The sequence below is a fragment of the Pseudoalteromonas sp. SG45-2 genome (genome assembly GCF_014164115.1).
Lineage (GTDB): Bacteria > Pseudomonadota > Gammaproteobacteria > Enterobacterales > Alteromonadaceae > Pseudoalteromonas > Pseudoalteromonas distincta.
This window is the reverse complement of sequence record NZ_JACJEO010000008.1, coordinates 56,481-73,816: the sequence shown is the minus strand read 5'-3', so window position 1 is coordinate 73,816 and position 17,336 is coordinate 56,481. Positions and strand designations below refer to the sequence as shown.

18 protein-coding genes and 1 tRNA gene are annotated in these 17,336 nt (G+C 38.1%); 12 read left to right on the top strand and 7 right to left on the bottom strand.

The features are described 5' to 3' along the window. Positions 1 to 107: 107 nt before the first annotated feature. Positions 108 to 947 (bottom strand): 23S rRNA (adenine(2030)-N(6))-methyltransferase RlmJ, encoded by an 840-nt coding sequence (locus H5116_RS07555; RefSeq protein ID WP_182671457.1) that lies wholly within the window; start codon positions 945 to 947, stop codon positions 108 to 110. A 238-nt stretch (positions 948 to 1,185) separates the two neighbouring features. On the opposite strand from H5116_RS07555, the gene zapB reads away from it, so the two are divergent. The 8 genes from zapB to H5116_RS07515 all read left to right on the top strand — a co-directional run bounded on the left by zapB (position 1,186) and on the right by H5116_RS07515 (position 6,894). Further along, a complete protein-coding gene (gene zapB / locus H5116_RS07550; RefSeq protein WP_002957855.1) occupies positions 1,186 to 1,416 on the top strand; it encodes a cell division protein ZapB in 231 nt (76 codons plus the stop codon). Next, on the top strand, positions 1,416 to 1,721 hold the full coding sequence (locus H5116_RS07545) for a cell division protein ZapA (RefSeq protein ID WP_002957856.1): 306 nt from the start codon (positions 1,416 to 1,418) through the stop codon (positions 1,719 to 1,721). Before zapB ends, H5116_RS07545 begins: the two co-directional genes overlap by 1 nt. A gap of 63 nt (positions 1,722 to 1,784) precedes the next feature. After that, positions 1,785 to 2,807: an MBL fold metallo-hydrolase gene (locus H5116_RS07540; protein ID WP_182715866.1), complete on the top strand. Its 1,023-nt coding sequence runs from the start codon at positions 1,785 to 1,787 to the stop codon at positions 2,805 to 2,807. 55 nt (positions 2,808 to 2,862) lie between these two features. Further along, positions 2,863 to 4,332, top strand: coding sequence for a LysM peptidoglycan-binding domain-containing protein (locus H5116_RS07535; protein ID WP_182695514.1), 1,470 nt, complete (start codon positions 2,863 to 2,865; stop codon positions 4,330 to 4,332). Between the two features lie 66 nt (positions 4,333 to 4,398). Next, complete coding sequence (locus H5116_RS07530) at positions 4,399 to 4,887, top strand: peptidylprolyl isomerase (protein WP_002957860.1); 489 nt, start codon at positions 4,399 to 4,401, stop codon at positions 4,885 to 4,887. A 21-nt stretch (positions 4,888 to 4,908) separates the two neighbouring features. Then, positions 4,909 to 5,637, top strand: a complete 729-nt coding sequence (locus H5116_RS07525) for an SDR family NAD(P)-dependent oxidoreductase (protein ID WP_182715865.1) — start codon at positions 4,909 to 4,911, stop codon at positions 5,635 to 5,637. Then, positions 5,634 to 6,473 (top strand): amidohydrolase, encoded by an 840-nt coding sequence (locus H5116_RS07520; RefSeq protein WP_182715864.1) that lies wholly within the window; start codon positions 5,634 to 5,636, stop codon positions 6,471 to 6,473. The genes H5116_RS07525 and H5116_RS07520 overlap by 4 nt, the downstream gene beginning before the upstream one ends. Positions 6,474 to 6,522: 49 nt before the next feature. Then, positions 6,523 to 6,894: a hypothetical protein gene (locus H5116_RS07515; RefSeq protein ID WP_024595815.1), complete on the top strand. Its 372-nt coding sequence runs from the start codon at positions 6,523 to 6,525 to the stop codon at positions 6,892 to 6,894. 94 nt (positions 6,895 to 6,988) lie between these two features. Here H5116_RS07515 and H5116_RS07510 read toward each other — a convergent pair whose 3' ends face one another. The 4 genes from H5116_RS07510 to H5116_RS07495 form a co-directional block, all read right to left on the bottom strand. Next, positions 6,989 to 8,164, bottom strand: coding sequence for a mandelate racemase/muconate lactonizing enzyme family protein (locus H5116_RS07510; RefSeq protein WP_007375956.1), 1,176 nt, complete (start codon positions 8,162 to 8,164; stop codon positions 6,989 to 6,991). A gap of 26 nt (positions 8,165 to 8,190) precedes the next feature. Further along, a complete protein-coding gene (locus H5116_RS07505; protein WP_010554363.1) occupies positions 8,191 to 8,958 on the bottom strand; it encodes a class II aldolase/adducin family protein in 768 nt (255 codons plus the stop codon). 165 nt (positions 8,959 to 9,123) lie between these two features. Beyond that, on the bottom strand, positions 9,124 to 9,447 hold the full coding sequence (locus H5116_RS07500; RefSeq protein ID WP_182694165.1) for a c-type cytochrome: 324 nt from the start codon (positions 9,445 to 9,447) through the stop codon (positions 9,124 to 9,126). A 183-nt stretch (positions 9,448 to 9,630) separates the two neighbouring features. Then, positions 9,631 to 10,170 carry a DUF2058 domain-containing protein gene (locus H5116_RS07495; RefSeq protein WP_182715863.1) on the bottom strand — a complete coding sequence of 180 codons (540 nt, stop codon included), beginning with the start codon at positions 10,168 to 10,170 and terminating at the stop codon, positions 9,631 to 9,633. A 198-nt stretch (positions 10,171 to 10,368) separates the two neighbouring features. Between H5116_RS07495 and H5116_RS07490 the strand changes: the two genes are divergently transcribed. Beyond that, a complete protein-coding gene (locus H5116_RS07490; RefSeq protein WP_182715862.1) occupies positions 10,369 to 11,517 on the top strand; it encodes an MFS transporter in 1,149 nt (382 codons plus the stop codon). On the opposite strand, the gene H5116_RS07485 is transcribed toward H5116_RS07490, so the two are convergent. Beyond that, positions 11,484 to 11,984 (bottom strand): prolyl-tRNA synthetase associated domain-containing protein, encoded by a 501-nt coding sequence (locus H5116_RS07485; RefSeq protein WP_154903604.1) that lies wholly within the window; start codon positions 11,982 to 11,984, stop codon positions 11,484 to 11,486. The genes H5116_RS07490 and H5116_RS07485 overlap by 34 nt on opposite strands. 1 nt (position 11,985) lies before the next feature. Next, a complete protein-coding gene (locus tag H5116_RS07480; RefSeq protein ID WP_165743450.1) occupies positions 11,986 to 12,381 on the bottom strand; it encodes a hypothetical protein in 396 nt (131 codons plus the stop codon). A 166-nt stretch (positions 12,382 to 12,547) separates the two neighbouring features. Between H5116_RS07480 and H5116_RS07475 the strand changes: the two genes are divergently transcribed. The 3 genes from H5116_RS07475 (at position 12,548) to H5116_RS07465 (ending at position 17,283) form a co-directional block, all read left to right on the top strand. Further along, positions 12,548 to 12,623: transfer RNA gene (locus tag H5116_RS07475), tRNA-Ala, on the top strand. A 179-nt stretch (positions 12,624 to 12,802) separates the two neighbouring features. Next, positions 12,803 to 14,065, top strand: coding sequence for a PotD/PotF family extracellular solute-binding protein (locus H5116_RS07470; protein WP_182715861.1), 1,263 nt, complete (start codon positions 12,803 to 12,805; stop codon positions 14,063 to 14,065). Continuing rightward, positions 14,065 to 17,283, top strand: coding sequence for a response regulator (locus tag H5116_RS07465; RefSeq protein ID WP_182715860.1), 3,219 nt, complete (start codon positions 14,065 to 14,067; stop codon positions 17,281 to 17,283). Before H5116_RS07470 ends, H5116_RS07465 begins: the two co-directional genes overlap by 1 nt. The last annotated feature ends 53 nt before the right edge of the window (positions 17,284 to 17,336 follow it).

The following is a 17,336-nucleotide window of genomic DNA, read 5'->3' as shown; positions in this document are numbered from 1 at the left end:
TATTTAGCTCCCTAATATATGTGTTACCTAACACATTCGTATTGATTTTAAATAAAATGCCCAGCAAAGCTGGGCATTTTATCATTCATTGTAAGCGCTATTTAAAGCTACTCATCAACGAGTTGTTCACTTCTGTAAAAACCACTTGGCTCACTTAACAAATCAACAAGTTCAGGCATTATTGCATCCATTGTTTGCTTTAGCTTCCATGGAGGGTTAATCACAATCATGCCAGATGCTGTCATGCCGTGTACGTCAGTGTCCGCTTCAGTGCCTAATTCAAATAGCTGAATGTTGCGCATTCCTGAATCAATTAAGCCCTGCTCCATATTATCAATGCGCTCTCTGTCTACTACCGGATACCAAATCATATAAGTACCTGTAGCAAAACGCTGATGAGCTTTAACTAAGGTTTTTACAACCGTTTCGTAGTCATCTTTAATTTCGTACGGAGGGTCAATTAACACACACGCTCTGCGAGATGCTGGTGGTAATAATCCTACTAAGCCGGTAAAGCCATCTTCTCCGCGCACACGAATGGAGCGCTTACCTTGCATATTTTCTTCAAGTAATAATAAATCGCGCGGGTGCAGTTCAAAAAACCAACCCTTATCTTGGCGGCGCAAGTAATGCTCTGCAATTTTTGGTGAACCCGGATAAAATGCAAGTTCGTCAGTGTCGTTAAATGACTTAATTAATTCAATGTACTCATTAAGCTCAGCATGTTCACTTTTATGTTGCCAAAGTTTTTCAATACCATCTTGATACTCTTGCGTTTTTTGCGCATCAGCAGCTGCCAGTTCAAAAAAGCCAGCACCTGAATGCGTGTCTATATAATCAAGCGGTTTATCTTTAATTGTTTGGTAATTTAGTACTTGTGCCAGTACTAAATGTTTAAGTACATCGGCAGGATTACCCGCATGAAATGAGTGTCTGTAACTAAGCATTATTTATTTTCGCCATACGCAATTTAATATCGTAAGTGAACCATAAGCACTAGGCTTTGGCAACTCACACCAAGATAAGAGAGTGTTAAAGTGAACCATTTCTGAATGAAAAAGCTCATATGCTGAATTATCCCTTAACGCAGAAGAAAAATCAGCTAAAACCACCGTAAATGCTGGCAAATCAACACACTTTGCTTTACATTTGCATGACATTAATTACAGTTATATGAGCGCCTTTATGAACAACACTACTCTTCAACAACTCGAACAACTGATCGATTCTTTAATCGAACGTAATAATCAATTACAAACAGATGTTGCTACTTTAAAAGAACAGAACACTAAACTAAGCGATGAAAACGAATTACTACAGCTTGAAGCTTTAGAAAATGAAGAAAAGCAAAAAGATGCCAGCACTACTTTATCTGGTCTTCTTGATAAATTACAAAGCGCACAACAGGCTAGCTAATGTCTGAGCTGCAAAACCAGCGGGTCACTGTTGAGTTGCTAGGTAAAGAGCAGCAATTTGCTTGCCCTGAAGGGCAGGAAGATGCATTAATAGCAGCAGCTAAAAATCTAAATGACTTAGTTGAGCAAATGAAACAACGCTCAACCGTTAGAAACGATCAAAAAGCCCTACTAATGGCAGCATTAAACTTAAGCCACGAATTGCTAGAAGCAAAAACACAGGCTACAGTTGAACAACAGCATCAAGACCAATTGATTGATAAACTCAGTCAGCATTTGGCAAATGACCCCAAACACCAAAAATAAAAAGCGCATACTGCGCTTTTTGTTTATTATTAAAGTAATTAAACCTCAGCGTAGAGATAATAAATGAAGTTAAAACTTTCAAACATAACCTCTTCATGTAAGCACTTACTATTGGCATGCACTTTACTATCAATAGCACCTAGCACCTACGCTGCCGTTATTTGGAATACAATAAACCCTCATATTCAGTTTTTAAAGCAACAAGACAAGCTTCGCTTTTACGACTCTAACCAAGTATTAATTGAAGGCGAAAAATGTGCCCTACTGGTTGATACGAGTGCCAATTTTGCTGCAGTTGAACAACTTGCTGAAGATTTAAAAAAACGCCTTAAAACACCTTTATGCTATTTGGTTGCCACGCATTACCATGACGATCACTTGCTAGGTATGGCGGTTATGCAAAATTTTTATCCTGATGCCAAGCTCACTGTTCATCAACAAGTAAATAAAAATTTTAGCCTTTACCAAACAGCATATACCGACAAACTAGACACCTATGAAAAGAGCATTGAGCTGAGCTACCAACGATTAGCGAATGTCCCTAAAGAAGAGCAAGCTAAATGGCGTGATAAGTTAAAGCTTGCAAAAAAGCGACTTTTTCGCTGGCAGGAGTATCAGCTTAGCAAACCCGAAATAGTAATTAATAGTCGTAAAATTATCGACCTTGGTGGTTTTGAGGTAACGCTTGAGCCGCAGCAAGCCCATACTAACGGTGATTTAACTATTACTACTAATAAGGGCAGTGTGCTGATTGGTGGCGATATCGTTGACTGGCTTCCTTACCCTGGTCACGGCGAACTTAAAAGTTGGCAAACGTTGCTTAAGCAATATATTAACGACGAAAAGCTCACTATTATTATACCTGGCCACGGCGGCACATTAACAAAAGAGCAGCTGAAACAGCCGCTATCATTTTTAACAGCCATAACGGAGCATGTTAAAAACAGTAAAGATCAAAGTATTGAGCAGTTAATGCTGTCGTTTCCTGAATCAGTTATTGAGCCTTATAAACAAGAAGCGCTTAATATAAAATCGAGTAACTTTTTTTTACAAGCAGGCCTAAATCGCGTAAAAAGCGCAGAATAACTCAACACAACGGATTGTGTTAAAATAATAAAAGGAATTTACAAAAGTGATCACTATGCGCAGTTTGGTTTTATGTTGTTTGGGTATTTTGTTATTTGGTTGTCAATCAACGGAGCAAGAACCACAAGAAGCTCCACAAATATTTACTCATTTTGAGCCTGACTATACTTATGATATTGACGAGGAAGTAGCTCAAACGCCTCAAGTTAATGAGCCAGTTACGCCACTTCAATTCAAAAAAACAATCGTAAAAAAGCGCCCACCAAAAACTACCGATCTGTGGGTGCATATAGCCAATAATCTACACTTTACGATTTATCAAAATCGCGCGTTAAAAAAGCGTATCAGCTGGTATGCAAAGCAACCTAACTACTTACAAACGGTGAGCAAACGCGCAGCGCCTTACCTGTATCACATCGTAAAAAAAATTGAGCAAAAGCAATTACCTATGGAGCTCGCATTACTACCATTTGTAGAAAGCGATTTTAGACCAACAATAGCCTCATCACAGCAAGCTGTTGGTGTTTGGCAGTTAGTTGGCGCAACGGCGCATCACTTTGGTGTTAAGTCAGACCAATGGTATGACGGGCGCCAAGACGTACTTGCTTCAACCGATGCTGCACTTGATTACTTAAGTTACTTACATAAACGCTTTGATGGTAATTGGCTACACGCTTTGGCCGCTTATAACAGTGGTGAAGGCCGCGTTAAACGCGCAATAGAAAAAAATAAAAAACGCGGTAAAAGCACCGATTACTGGTCGCTCAGCCTGCCAAAAGAAACCGCTGATTATGTACCCAAATTACTCGCTTTAAGCTATTTAGTTAAACATCCACAAAAGGGCATTAAACGCCCAAAGCTTGCATATAAACCATTTACAACACAGATGAACATAGGCCAGCAGTTCGACTTTTCAGTCATCGCCAAGCTCTCTGGTATAGGTTCAAAGCAGTTACATGCTATTAATCAGGGATATTTAAAAAATCAAAGCTCACCTAACGGGCCGCACACTTTACTGCTGCCTATAGGGCAAGAAGCATTATTAAAAAGTCAGTTCTTCAAATCAAACTTTGCTGGAGAGTACATCGTTAAACAAAACGATACGCTTTACAGTATCGCCAGGCGTTTTAGTATGTCTGTAAAAGCTTTAAAACAACTTAATAATAAAAATAATAATTTAATAGGTGTCGGAGAAAAGTTATTAGTTGGACAACCTAAAACTCTGCCAAGCACATTAACTGTTGATTACAAAATCAGCCCTTATTTAGAACACCAAGAGATTGCGATCCCCACCATTGAAATAGATTACGAAGTTAAGTCAGGCGATAGCCTTTGGAGTATAAGTCAGCTTTACGATGTACCTCATAGCGACTTGGCAAAATGGAACAAACTCTCTGCATCAAGTATTTTAAAGCCTGGCACTCAATTAGTACTGTTTATACCACAGGCTGAAAAGCAAAAAGCAGCACCAATAAAAAAAGATTTACTGCTAGATTTACAAAAAACACTAAATCAGCCACGTTAAGTTTATAAACAAGTATATTTCGCGTAAAATTGCGCCCTAACATAGTTATTATTTGAAGAGACAAGCATGCAAATTAGCAAAAATTCAGCAGTTGAATTTCATTACACCCTTAGCGAAGCGGGCGAGCAAATTGAAAGTAGCACAAACGAAGCGCCACTTACTTACATTCATGGCAGCGAAGGCATGCTTCCTGGTTTAGAAAAAGCACTTGAAGGTAAAGAAGCCGGCGAAAAATTTAGTGTAACTCTAGAGCCAAGTGAATCGTACGGCGAGCGTGTTGATGATTTAATTCAACGTATTCCGCTTAAGCATCTACAAGGCGACGTTAAAGTATGGAAACCAGGTATGACAGCAATGGTTAGCTCTAACCAAGGTCGTCATCAGGTTACTATTGTTAAGGTTGGTCGTTTTAACGCAGATTGTGATTTAAACCACCCATTTGCGGGCAAAACACTCACGTTTGACGTTGAAGTTGTATCTGTACGTGAAGCAACAAGTGAAGAAGTTTCTCACGGACATGTGCACGCTGAAGGCGGCTGTGGTCACTCTCACTAGTTAGCGATAAAGGAAGTAAGTATGTCTAAAGTTGCAGTAGTTACAGGTGGTACAAAAGGAATTGGTCTAGCCGTTGTAAAGCGTTTTCTAAGTAATGGCTATAAAGTACATAACCTTGATATAGAGCCAAGCGAAACTGGTATATTTCATCAGTGTGATGTAAGTGATGTATCGGCGGTACAAAGCTGTATCAACGCTATCTGTGAACAAAGCAAACGCATTGATGTACTTGTTTCTAATGCTGGAAAACACTTAAGCGCAAATATAGAAAGCACCGATGAGCAAACTCTCGATGCACTTTTTGCGCTTAATGTTAAAGGCGCCTATGCCGCAGTACAAAGCGTATTGCCAAGCATGAAAGCGCAAAATAGCGGCGCTATTATATTAGTCGCATCCGATCAAGCAATTATAGGTAAGCAAAACTCTTTTGCGTATAACCTAACAAAACATGCCCTTGCCTCAATGGCCAAAACAACGGCGCTTGATTACGCGAGCTTTAATATTAGAGTAAATGCGGTATGCCCTGGCACAATAGAAACCCCGCTATTTCATAACGCGATAGATGCGTACTGCGCAAAAAGTGGCACAAACAAAGCTGAAATAGTTGCCGAGGAAGCAAGTCTGCAACCGCTTAACCGATTAGGTCAAGCCGACGAAGTTGCTGCTCTTGTGAGCTTTTTAGCAAGCGACGATGCCAGCTTTATTACTGGTAGCTTACAAAGTATTGATGGCGGCTATACAGCCCAATGAGCATGCAAATTATTGACCCTCATGTGCATTTTTTTAATCTTGCCGAGGGGCAATATACTTGGCTACAAGGCGAAAACCCACCAGCATGGCCTAACCTAGAAAAAATTAAACAACCAATAAGTGCAAAGCAACTTGTTAAAAGTACTGATTTTGAACTTGCGGGTATTGTGCACATTGAGGCTGGGTTTGATAATCAATCACCTATAAACGAGTTAAACTGGCTAAGCTCGCATTTAAAAAACCTTTCATTTAAGGCTATTAGTTACAACCAAATTGATGCGCCCGCAGAGCAATTTAATCACGCGCTAAATGCACTGGCTCATTCAAGCCTTTGTGGTATAAGAGATATAACCGAAGACGATGATGCAGTGAGACTAAAAAGCCCTCATTGTATTAATAACCTTAATTTATTGGCTACAAATAAACTGCATTTTGAAGCTCAATTTGATATTGAAAATAGCGAAATAACCAAACAAATAGCTTACTACGCTAAGCAGCTACCGCAGCTTCAAATTATAATTAATCATGCAGGACTGCCAAGTAATTTAAATGACTGGCAACAAGGTGCTGAGTTACTTGCTCAGCACGACAACATAGCAATTAAATTCTCTGGTTTTGAATTACTTAGGCTCACCAGTGAGCAACAAGCCGCGTGTTTTAATTTTCTTTTTAATCACTTTGGCCAGCAGCGTATTATGTTTGCTAGCAACTTCCCTGTGTGCCAAATAAATACAAGCTACAACAACCTATGGCACTGCCATAAGGCGTTATGCTCAAACGATAAGACATGGCATGACCTTAGCTATGCAAACGCTAAGCACTACTATCAAGTTTAAGTAAAACTAGTTATATTAAACTCTCTTTTTATAATAATACGGCCAATTTATGAAAATGTACTTTTTACTAATCGTTGTATTTTCTGCGTTTTTTCTCAATGGCTGCATATCTCAAAATCCAGACCCTACACCTAAGCTGCAACATGCTCTACTGGCAAAGCCAAATAAAACAGCCGTTAGCAAAGCAATTAAAACACTTGTACATATACAAGAAACTCAATTAGCTGAGAATGTATTTACTACCAGCAGCACAGTAACCCTTAGCAATGTGGATGGTAATAATATTATCGACACGCAAAGTCGCAATACACCCGATCAGTTTGAATTGATGATTAAAGGCAAGCAATGCTATATACGCCACCTTGATAGTAAAGCCACTATTGAGCTTAAAGACGTAGAATGTAGAATTAACGAGTTATAACAAGCTAAAACTTTACCAAACAAGTAAAAGCCGGTAAGTGACTAATCACTTACCGGCTTTTTAATGCATGACCTAAAGTTAGGTTAAAAGACTATTATTTTATTTCTACGCGTTGAGAACGCATAACAATCTCATCATTTAATTCAATACCCAACCCTGGCTCTTCTGACACTTCAAAGAAACCATTTTTAGGTTGTGGGTCTTGTAAACATAACTCGCGGTTCCACTTTTTAATCGCATAAGTGTGGTGCTCATGAATCAAAAAGTTAGGGATAGCCGTTTCTAAGTGCAGTGATGCTGCTGTTGCAACAGGCCCGCCACATACGTGAGCTTGAATACGCACATCAAAAATATCAGCGTAATCACACACTTTTTTGGTTTCGGTAAAACCACCACATAAACCAATATCAGGTTGTAGAACATCAATACTTTGATCTTCTAAGTACGGGCGCACACCCCAGCGATTATACAAACGTTCACCACCAGCAATTGGCACATTAACTTTATCTGCTACTTTTGCATGTAATGAATGGTTTAAATAGTTAACTGGCTCTTCAAAGTACATACAGTCAAATTCTTCTGCAATTTCACCTAGCTGAATAGCTGTTGTAACACCTGGTAAACTGTGGCATTCAAAAATAATATCCACTTCGTCGCCTACTGCTTCGCGAATAGCTTGCATGCGCGCACGGTATAGCTTCATTTCAGTACGTGAAATTATTTTTGTACGATCGTAATAAGTATTGCCGTCTTTATCGTACTGAATTGGATCTACTTTTACTGCATCGTAACCTTCGGCCATCGCCTTTAAAGCCGCTTCTGCATATTCTTGCGGTTGTACTAGGGCTTTAAATTCGCTATCCCAGTCAAACTGTAATTGCGATGCGTACGTACGTAGTTTGTCGTTAACTTTACCGCCTAACAATTGATATACAGGTAAACCAAGCGCTTTACCTTTTATATCCCAAAGCGCGGTATCAATTGCGCTCATTGCAGCATATACAACAGGTCCGCCACCTAAGCCCCAAAAGCTCTCACGTAACATACGAGACCATAGTTTTTCTGTTTGAAATGGGTCGTGGCCGATTAAAAAGGCATCTGCCATTTCCTTAATCATAGCCGCTGCAGCACTGTGACCTAAATCGTATGCAAGGCCCGCTTCGCCAACACCACTAATACCTTCGTCAGTATGAATACGTACAAACACAGGTGTCCAAGAAGGTCTATCTGGACAGTGAATATCAAATACTTCAACGCGATTTACTTTCATTAAAATTCCTTATTAACCGCTATGGGTTATTTTGCAAAACTAGGGTCAAGTCGATACGCTTTACGTAACATCGCAGGCCACGCAAGTTGCCCGCCAGTGCTGCCACTGTGTACTACGTTTGCTTGATTATAAATATTGTCGATTATAGGTTGCGGTACTTCAATAACCTCTTGCGAGCTTGATTGTAGCGCTAATTGAATTTCACACGCTCGCTGTAAATCATAAAAGCGCATAAACGCATCGCCTACCGTTGGACCTACCGTTAAGCCACCATGATTTACCAATAACATATGGTTAGTGCTGCCTAAATCATCTTGCAGCACTTTTCGCTCGTCGTCGTTTACCGCAAGCCCTTCGTAGCCATGATAAGAAAGCGATGGCAGTGAAAACATTGAATACTGGCTAAGCGGTAATAAACCATTTTTTTGTGTAGCGACTGCGATTGTTTCTTTAGTATGAAGGTGAATAACACAATGAGCGTCTTCGCGTACCTCATGAATCGCACTGTGAATAGTAAAACCAGCTGGATTAATACTAAATGGCGTATCATCAATAATGTTACCGTCTAAGTCGACCTTTACTAAATTAGAGGCAGTTACTTCATCAAAGGTTAAACCAAACGCATTCACTAAGTAGTGGTCGGTGCCAGGCAAACGTGCTGATAAATGCGTATAGATTAAATCCCCCCAACGAAAGTGCTCTACCAGTCTATAACACGCGGCTAAATCAACACGAAGTTGCCACTCTTGTGCTGATACTTTATTTTTTAAATCGAGTTGGGGTAAATCAAACATAATGAGCCTTTTAAAAACGTACATTATTAACCTGTACGAACAGATGTTTAGAAGTCTAAAGCAGTCTCTATTTTATAGCAAACACCAAGCAAAACAGCCACACTATTGTGTGGCTGTTTATAAAACTAAAATACCAATTGCATTAAAATGGTATAACTGCGTAAATTATTTTACGTTAGCTAGGTAATCTGCAATTGCTTCAAACTCTTCATCAGTTACCGTTGCAACCATTGCTTTCATAGCCATGGTCATACCGTTATTACGTGCACCTGACTTAATATCTTTCATTTGCGCTACTAAATAGTCTTTGTTTTGACCGTTTAGTTTAGGGTACATACCCATAATTGGTGCTTTACCTTCAGCGCCATGACAAGTTTGACAATTCTTAGCGGTATAAAGTGCAGCGCCATCGGCAGCTGTTGCATTAAACGAGAAGCTTGCGGCTAAAGTAATACCCGCGCCTAATAGTAGTGTTTTCATCTTGCTCATTGTATTTACTCTTCTTTTTTGACGGTTAGAAAAACTGTTCTATTGATTGTAGTAAACAATCAAATAAAAAGCATACGTACGAAACGACGCTAGACGATCAACTTAACCAAAAACCGCTAACTCGTTTCTATCTCACTTTTATATACTTTAGCAAATAAAAATGAGCTTACCCTTAATAACTTATTACCACACTATATCATCTGGTACTTCAAAGTCTGCGTATGGGTCATCTTCATCTTTTGGTTTGCTTTCTGGCTCTACATGAAAAACAATATACTTTTCGTCAACTTCAGCCACTTTGCGTGCTGGTTCGTCGTCTAGTACGTAAAATTGCCCTTCTAGTACACAAATAGCTAAACGACCGCCCGATAACGCTTTTTGCGTTTTCTCGTTCACGTCGATATTTTTTACTTTATTTTGATAAGTAAAATTAAATGTGCGCTCACCACGAATAGCGTCTTGGTTGTGGTGCTCTAAAATTTGTTTAACACGCGCTTCTTGTTCGCGCTGCTTTAAGCTCACTTGGCGTGTTTGGTTAAGCTCTTCAGCTTTTTTTTGCTGCTCTAGCTTGGTTTGTTGAATATGCTTTTGCAGATCACTTGGGTTGCTAGTCGCCCCTTTCTTTTGCTTTTTTTGTTGCTTACGCTTTTCTGATTTAGCAACTTTAGCATTATGCGATGTTGTTAATCCTGCTTGAAGCAATTGGTCTTGTAATGAACCCATGACTTTGTTCCACTAAAAACTAATATTATCGCTATTTTAATCACCAACGAGTTCAAATAACAGCGCTATCGACATTAATCTAGCAAACTAGTTAAAACAAACCATGATATAGCGCAATGACTATGGTTTTAATTATGAATTAAAAGCAATTTTTAATACAATACCACGCAACCAATCAGCAAATGCACAAGCCATATAATGCGTTTACCTCATCTACTCGTTTGCTCGGTATTTATATTTTTTGTGCTTTATGCACCGCAACCCCTACTTAGCCTTTTTGCGAGCGAATTTAATGTAGCACCTGCGGTAGCTGGCAGCTTAATGACTGCAACTATGCTGCCCTTAGCCATTGCCCCGCTCGTTTATGGTTTATTTTTAGCAAAAATAAATCCACTACTTATATTACGTATTGCAATGGTGCTTTTAGGCCTTAGCTGCTTACTTTTTATTTATGTACCTAGCTTTGAGCTTTTATTATTAGTCAGATTTTTACAAGGTTTAACGCTCCCCGCAGCTTTAACAGCAATGACTAGCTATATAGGCATGAGTTATAGCGCTGATACACTTCAAAAAAATATGACCCTATATATTGGTAGCAGTATAGTTGGTGGTTACTTTGGACGTGTGCTTGCCGCTTTGTTTAGCGACTTATGGAATTGGCAGAGCTTTTATTACGTAATTGCTTTTATGCTTATTTGCTTAGCTTTGACAGTTAAGCATTCTCGCTTTACAAACCCAGCTAAACAGTCGCAGCTCTCCCCACTCGATTACATTAAACAACTTAAAGAAGGCGCTGTACTTAAAGTTTACGGCGCCGTTTTTTGTATGTTCTTTTGTTTCGCTGCACTACTTAATTACTTACCGTTTATATTACAAAACACATTTTTAATTACCAATACTCGTGACATAGGTTTAGTTTACAGTGGTTATTTAATTGGTGCCCTCGCCTCTATTGCTGCACCTTGGTTACTTAAAAAAGTCCCTTCGCCTTGGCATTTATTAACTGCGGTATTTAGTTTTTATAGTGTGAGTATTATTTTATTAATGAGCCATCAGCTTAGCTTATTTTTAATCGCATTTACTTTGTTTTGTGGTGCTATGTTTGTGATTCATTCAACTGCCGCACCGCTCGTTAATAAAATCAGTAAAGCCCCACCAAGTGTAACCAATGGCGGATATGTATCGTTTTATTACAGTGGTGGCGCATTGGGGTCGTTATTACCCGGTGTGGTATACCAACATCATGGGCAAACACCGTTTATGTTTACACTGCTTGCGGTTTGCTTATGTGGTTTATCGTTAATTATGTGGGCTTATTTTGAGGGTAAAAATACAACGCGCGGTTGATGCTTTGTGTAATTAAAAAATGTTTCTAAATCAGCTTTACTAAGCAACCATGTTTGGGTGTTTTCAAACGGATGACAATGAAACAAATCACCGTGCCAAATATCTTGGTCAACCCATAAGCTCACTTCGTTTTGCTTATCATTTAAAAGAGCCAACATAGATACACACCCAGGAGCCACTTTTAAATATTTAGCTAGCCGCTCACTCGATGCGAACCCTAAGCGTGAAAGCCCTTGTTGCTTTGATAGTGCCTTTAAGTCGAGTTGCTTATTGTGCGCTGTAATAACTAAAAAGTGTCGCTTGCCTTCGTTATCGCGTAAAAATAGGTTTTTAAGGCGAGTACCTGGGCGCTCAATCATAAACTCATCTGCCGCTAAGCTAGTATGTAGCGGCGGATGCTCTATTACATCATAGTTAATATCTAGGTGCGCCAAAAGCTCTGCTAACTTAGTTTTATCAGCCAGCATATTACAAACAACGCCCTCTTAGTTGTACACTCAAATCTCGCCATAAAACATCATTAACTTCATGCTTGTTGCCGCAATACTTACGATCTTTTAGCTCTTGATTTAATAATTCAACTGCTTGGTCTTCTAGCTGTAACTTCAGAATGCTCGATTCTTCAAAATGCTCTTTCTCTATATACTGCTTAACCTCACCACGACTTGGTCTCTTATTAGGACCACGGTCAAGGTTAAAGTTTTCACGATGCTTAGCTTTTACCGAAACAACATAAGCAAAAAGCTTATTGCCTTGCTCATCTTGCTTTTCGTGAAACTGTTTATTATTTATTTCAAAAGGCGGCTCATCATTTGAAGCACAGCCAGCGAGTAAAACCATAAGCGCTAGAACACATTTTTTCATTGTTTTTTATCGTTTTAGTTTTGAATTAAGCCGAGTCTAACAAAAATTGACGTAAACAGTGAAAATTTACGAAAAAATACTTGACCAAATTTATAAAAAAACTTAAAGTTCGTCCCGCTTGGAACTCAGCAGTCAAGCAGTTACATTATATGTAACTTAGGAATGTGGGGCTATAGCTCAGCTGGGAGAGCGCCTGCCTTGCACGCAGGAGGTCAGCAGTTCGATCCTGCTTAGCTCCACCACTTTCCTACTCCTTTTCAAATTCGTTCTACTCTTCTATTTTTCCACTGTTTTTATTATTTTTTGACACCCTAAAATTCTAATTTTTCATTCTATATAATTTTAAATTTATCCATTCAACTTGTGTCTTTACAAGTTCTTAGCTATACATAATGTCACACATTAGTACTTTAGGCTTAACATGGACAACCCTAAGCGTTCAACGCTAAAAAAGCTAGCTGCAATAGGTTTAACAGCTGGTGCAATAACACATGCGCCTTATGTTTTTGCCCGAAAAAAAGTCACATTAAGAGTGCTTGGTACGCATGTAACACTCCAAGAGGCTATCCGCAAGCAAGCGATGAGTGACTTGGGTATTAATATAGAATTTACTCCCGCAGGCAGCGCTGCTGTTTTGCAAAAGGCATCAATGGACCCTAACTCCTTTGATTTATACGAACAATGGTCAGACAGCATTAATGTGCTTTGGGATGCAGGTTCCATTCAGCCAATAGAAAAAAAACGACTCACCTACTTTAACGAGATAAATCCACTTACTAAAACGGGAAAACTAACCGAAACTGCAAGTATTGGTGCAGGTGATGCCCCCTATAAATTATTAAATGTTCAACCCGATGGCACATTAAGCGCACAAGAAAGCGATCATCTTAGCTTTTTACCTTATGTGCATAATGTTGACTCTTTTGGTTACAACACCGACTTTATTAAGCCCGGTATAGCATACGAAACAGAAAGCTGGAGTTGGCTGCTTAATGACGAGAACAGAGGTAAAGTAGCTATTGTAAATGCGCCTACCATTGGATTATTTGACCTAGCCCTAGCAGCACAAAGTAAAGGGCTTATAAAGTTTAACGATATAGGTGCAATGACCCGCTCCGAACTTGATAGATTGTTTAGTATATTACTCGATTTTAAACGCCAAGGTCACTTTAGTGGCTATTGGAACTCGGTTCCTGAGTCGATTGAATTTATGAAAAGTAAACGAGCCCACATAGAAAGTATGTTTTCGCCTGCCGTGTCTGCATTAAACAGCCAAAATATTAATGTACGATTTGCCGCGCCAAAAGAAGGCTACCGAGGCTGGCATGGTGTTATGTGTTTATCGTCACAAATACAAAGTAGCGCAAAAGATGCTGCGTACGATTATATGAATTGGTGGCTTTCAGGCTGGCCTGGTGCATTTATTGCTCGCCAAGGTTATTACATTAGTAACCCGCAGCGCTCTAAACTACTCCTATCTCAGTCTGAATGGGATTACTGGTACGGTGGAAAAGCAACAAACATAGATTTATTAAATACCAATGGCGACGTAGCAGTAAAAGCAGGTGGGCAACGTAATGGCGGTAGTTACCATAAACGCTTTAGTAATGTAGCAGTGTGGAATACAGTTATGCCAACCTACGACTACAGCCTGCAAAAATGGTATGAGTTGATTAGCCGATAATGATAATAAACTCAATTAAATCAAAAATAATATTAGCTCTGTGTTCGCTGATTGGATTACTTCTTTTACAGAGCTATTTGTTTAACTATTCGCAAACGTCTTTACTTAACTTGCAAAAATCGCAACATAACGCGCTTATTCAAAGTGAAGCTGTAACTAACTTAGAAAACGATATTATTTCCCTGCAAGGGCATGCAGTTTCATTTATTGACAATGCAAATGAAAATACGATTACCAAATTTAATTTTTACTTAAATAAGGCAAATCTAAATCTCGAGCAGCTAAAAACAAACACTCAAAACCAGACCCCTGAGTATCAAAACTCACTAATACGCCTTGGCGAGTATTTAAATAATTACCAAGATACATTTGGCCAAGTTGTCGTAAACAGACAAAAACGCGAACACCTTTACATTACTCAGTTCAAACAACCTATTGATGACTTACAAGTAACAATTAGTGATTTAGAAGGGTCTTCAAACAATGATAATAAAGTTATTTTTAACGATGTTTTACTCACAATAAGTAATTTAAAACATGCAATTATAAGCTACCTCTATAAACCTAATTTTGATGAAGCACAAAATGTAAAACAAAACTTAAATCACTTACATAAAAAACTAACGAGCACCTCTGTAATAAATGAATCCCTCTCCAATAAAACAACAAGCTTAAAACAAGCTTATAACCAACTTGTATTACTCACCCGTAGCTACACTTTTTCTGTAAATGTAGTGCTTACAGGCATAGAAAACGAATTGCTGTATTTAACTAATGAAATTAAAAATATAGAAAAAAATAAACTAATCAAAACAGAAGAGCTACTAAGTAGCCACTTAACAAAAAATACAGAACAGGCAAATATATTTGCCGTTTTAATTATGTTAATCATTTTATTTTTAAGCTATTTTATTTTTAGATCGGTTATAAAACCAATTACTCAGCTCACTTTATTACTTAAAGATATGAATAGCGAAAAGCCAGTAACTATTTCAAATAACAGCCAAAATCAAACTGAAATAGCATCGGTAATAAAAGCAGCTAACGCTTTATATTTAAAAAATAAGCAAACCAAAGAGCTACTCAATGAAACCCGCGTATTAAATTCCCAAATGGAAGCAATGAATGCCGACCTGACGAGTGCCATGGAGCAAACCGATAAAGCCAATAAAACAAAAATAGATTTTGTAGCCAATATGAGTCATGAACTTCGCACCCCAATGAATGGCATATTAGGTATGTTGCAACTTTTACAAAGCAGCGAGCTTCCCTCAAGGCAAAAACACTACGCAGATAAAGCTTTTTCAAGTGCTCAAAATTTATTGCAGATTTTAAACAATATTCTGGATTTTTCTAAGCTAGAATCGGAAAAAGTTCAGTTAGAGCAAATCCCTTTTACCTTACATACTATAGTTTCTAACGTTCAAAATTTATTCTCAACAAATGCCAAGCAAAAAGGTTTGTTATTAAACTTTACTTTACACGTTGATGCAGGGCTTGAACTTATTGGCGACCCAATGCACTTAAGCCAAATAATAAATAACTGTGTAGGTAACGCAATTAAGTTTACTGAGCATGGTGAAATATCATTAATTATAGAAGCGACATCTCAACACGAAAAAACAATAAACCTTCGCTTTAGTATAAAAGACACGGGTATTGGGATGACGCAAGAGCAATCAAAAATTATATTCCAGTCTTTCTCGCAAGGTGATTCAAGCACAACAAGAAAGTATGGTGGGACCGGTTTAGGACTCACTATAAGCAAACAATTAACTAAATTGCTGGGCGGAGATATACAAGTAAGGAGCACGATTAATCAAGGTAGCGAGTTTTTCTTTACTCTACCCTTTACTTTATCTGAGCAACAAAAGCTTAAAAAACACGCCTTATTAATTAGCCCTGATAATGAGCAAATTAAAAAATTAATGGACTTACTAAGTGATATAAATATAACAACAGAAACCACACAAGAACCATTAAGAGCCATTGCGAAAATGGCTCAACCTAATAGCCCATTTAGTATTGTAATAATGTCGATAAAAGAAAAAGAGCTCAACGATAACTTTATTTTACAACAACTGTACGCTCAAAATAAAAACGTTAATGAAAAATTGAAACTTATTTTATTAATTACCGATGAAGAGTCTCCAGAACCAATTGCAAAAAATGAAAATATAGACATTACAATTATTGGTAATAAGAATAGTGAAGTAGAAATTTTAAGGAAGCTTTCACCTGATAACTTTAAAGAAAAGCAATTACGGCCTCATCCTAAATTCTCGGGTTTCAATGCATTGGTGGTTGACGATAATAAGATTAACCAAGAAATAGCTTCTGCCCTTTTAGCAAGGTTAGATATGACCGTGATCATTGCTGATAATGGACATGATGCATTAGGTAAAGTAGAGACAAATGACATTGATATTATTTTTATGGATGTTCAAATGCCAGTTATGGACGGCTTAGAGGCAACAAGTATATTAAGAGAGCGGGGCTACAAAACTCCCATAATTGCAATTACAGCAGCCGCAGATCCTAATGATAAAAAAGCAGCGTTTAGAGCGGGTATGGATGACTTTTTAGTAAAACCCATTATTTTTGATGCTCTTTTCGAAAGTATAGAAAAACACCTACAAAGTAACAAACCATTAAATACAATTAATCTGCAGCTGGCAAAAGAAAACGTAGAAAACAATGATGAATTGTTAGCTAAATTATTTACTCAGTTTGTCAACGATTACAATGACTTTTCAACTAAAGCTGATATATTAATCAAAAATAGAGAGTTAGAAAGCTTAATTCGACTAGTACATACACTTAAAGGATTGGCCGGAACACTAGGCTTGGAGCTACTGCAACAAAGCACGCAAAGTATTGAGAAAAACTTAATAGATGAGAAGAGTATTAACTTATCTAGCTTTAATGAGCAATTAACTCTTACACTTTTTGCTGTAAAACAATTTTTGATAGCTGAGGGCTTTAAAAAAGAGCATAAGCAACTAAATCAGTTAGAAAACGAAGACTCGGTTATTGATAATATATACTCATTAGCATTAACGGCTCGCCCTGTACCTAGCAGTTTGATTAGACAGCTAGAAATGGATCAATATGATAGAGGACACTCTTTATTTAAGCTCAAAGAAGCAATTGATCATTTTAACTACGCGTTAGTGATTGAGCTTATTGATAAGTATAGAAACGATAATAAAAATTAGGCATAACCACTAACCTGAACTAGATTTAATATTGCAAAGAACGCAAAGAAGGA

What these genes read in the sequence shown, in the direction of transcription:
- H5116_RS07510 (WP_007375956.1), bottom strand. Translation starts at nt 8,164, where the DNA reads ATGAAAGTAAATCGCGTTGAAGTATTTGATATTCACTGTCCAGATAGA.
- zapB (WP_002957855.1), top strand. Translation starts at nt 1,186, where the DNA reads ATGAACAACACTACTCTTCAACAACTCGAACAACTGATCGATTCTTTA.
- H5116_RS07505 (WP_010554363.1), bottom strand. Translation starts at nt 8,958, where the DNA reads ATGTTTGATTTACCCCAACTCGATTTAAAAAATAAAGTATCAGCACAA.
- H5116_RS07540 (WP_182715866.1), top strand. Translation starts at nt 1,785, where the DNA reads ATGAAGTTAAAACTTTCAAACATAACCTCTTCATGTAAGCACTTACTA.
- H5116_RS07525 (WP_182715865.1), top strand. Translation starts at nt 4,909, where the DNA reads ATGTCTAAAGTTGCAGTAGTTACAGGTGGTACAAAAGGAATTGGTCTA.
- H5116_RS07515 (WP_024595815.1), top strand. Translation starts at nt 6,523, where the DNA reads ATGAAAATGTACTTTTTACTAATCGTTGTATTTTCTGCGTTTTTTCTC.
- H5116_RS07520 (WP_182715864.1), top strand. Translation starts at nt 5,634, where the DNA reads ATGAGCATGCAAATTATTGACCCTCATGTGCATTTTTTTAATCTTGCC.
- H5116_RS07545 (WP_002957856.1), top strand. Translation starts at nt 1,416, where the DNA reads ATGTCTGAGCTGCAAAACCAGCGGGTCACTGTTGAGTTGCTAGGTAAA.
- H5116_RS07480 (WP_165743450.1), bottom strand. Translation starts at nt 12,381, where the DNA reads ATGAAAAAATGTGTTCTAGCGCTTATGGTTTTACTCGCTGGCTGTGCT.
- H5116_RS07490 (WP_182715862.1), top strand. Translation starts at nt 10,369, where the DNA reads ATGCGTTTACCTCATCTACTCGTTTGCTCGGTATTTATATTTTTTGTG.
- H5116_RS07555 (WP_182671457.1), bottom strand. Translation starts at nt 947, where the DNA reads ATGCTTAGTTACAGACACTCATTTCATGCGGGTAATCCTGCCGATGTA.
- H5116_RS07470 (WP_182715861.1), top strand. Translation starts at nt 12,803, where the DNA reads ATGGACAACCCTAAGCGTTCAACGCTAAAAAAGCTAGCTGCAATAGGT.
- H5116_RS07465 (WP_182715860.1), top strand. Translation starts at nt 14,065, where the DNA reads ATGATAATAAACTCAATTAAATCAAAAATAATATTAGCTCTGTGTTCG.
- H5116_RS07530 (WP_002957860.1), top strand. Translation starts at nt 4,399, where the DNA reads ATGCAAATTAGCAAAAATTCAGCAGTTGAATTTCATTACACCCTTAGC.
- H5116_RS07500 (WP_182694165.1), bottom strand. Translation starts at nt 9,447, where the DNA reads ATGAGCAAGATGAAAACACTACTATTAGGCGCGGGTATTACTTTAGCC.
- H5116_RS07495 (WP_182715863.1), bottom strand. Translation starts at nt 10,170, where the DNA reads ATGGGTTCATTACAAGACCAATTGCTTCAAGCAGGATTAACAACATCG.
- H5116_RS07485 (WP_154903604.1), bottom strand. Translation starts at nt 11,984, where the DNA reads ATGCTGGCTGATAAAACTAAGTTAGCAGAGCTTTTGGCGCACCTAGAT.
- H5116_RS07535 (WP_182695514.1), top strand. Translation starts at nt 2,863, where the DNA reads ATGCGCAGTTTGGTTTTATGTTGTTTGGGTATTTTGTTATTTGGTTGT.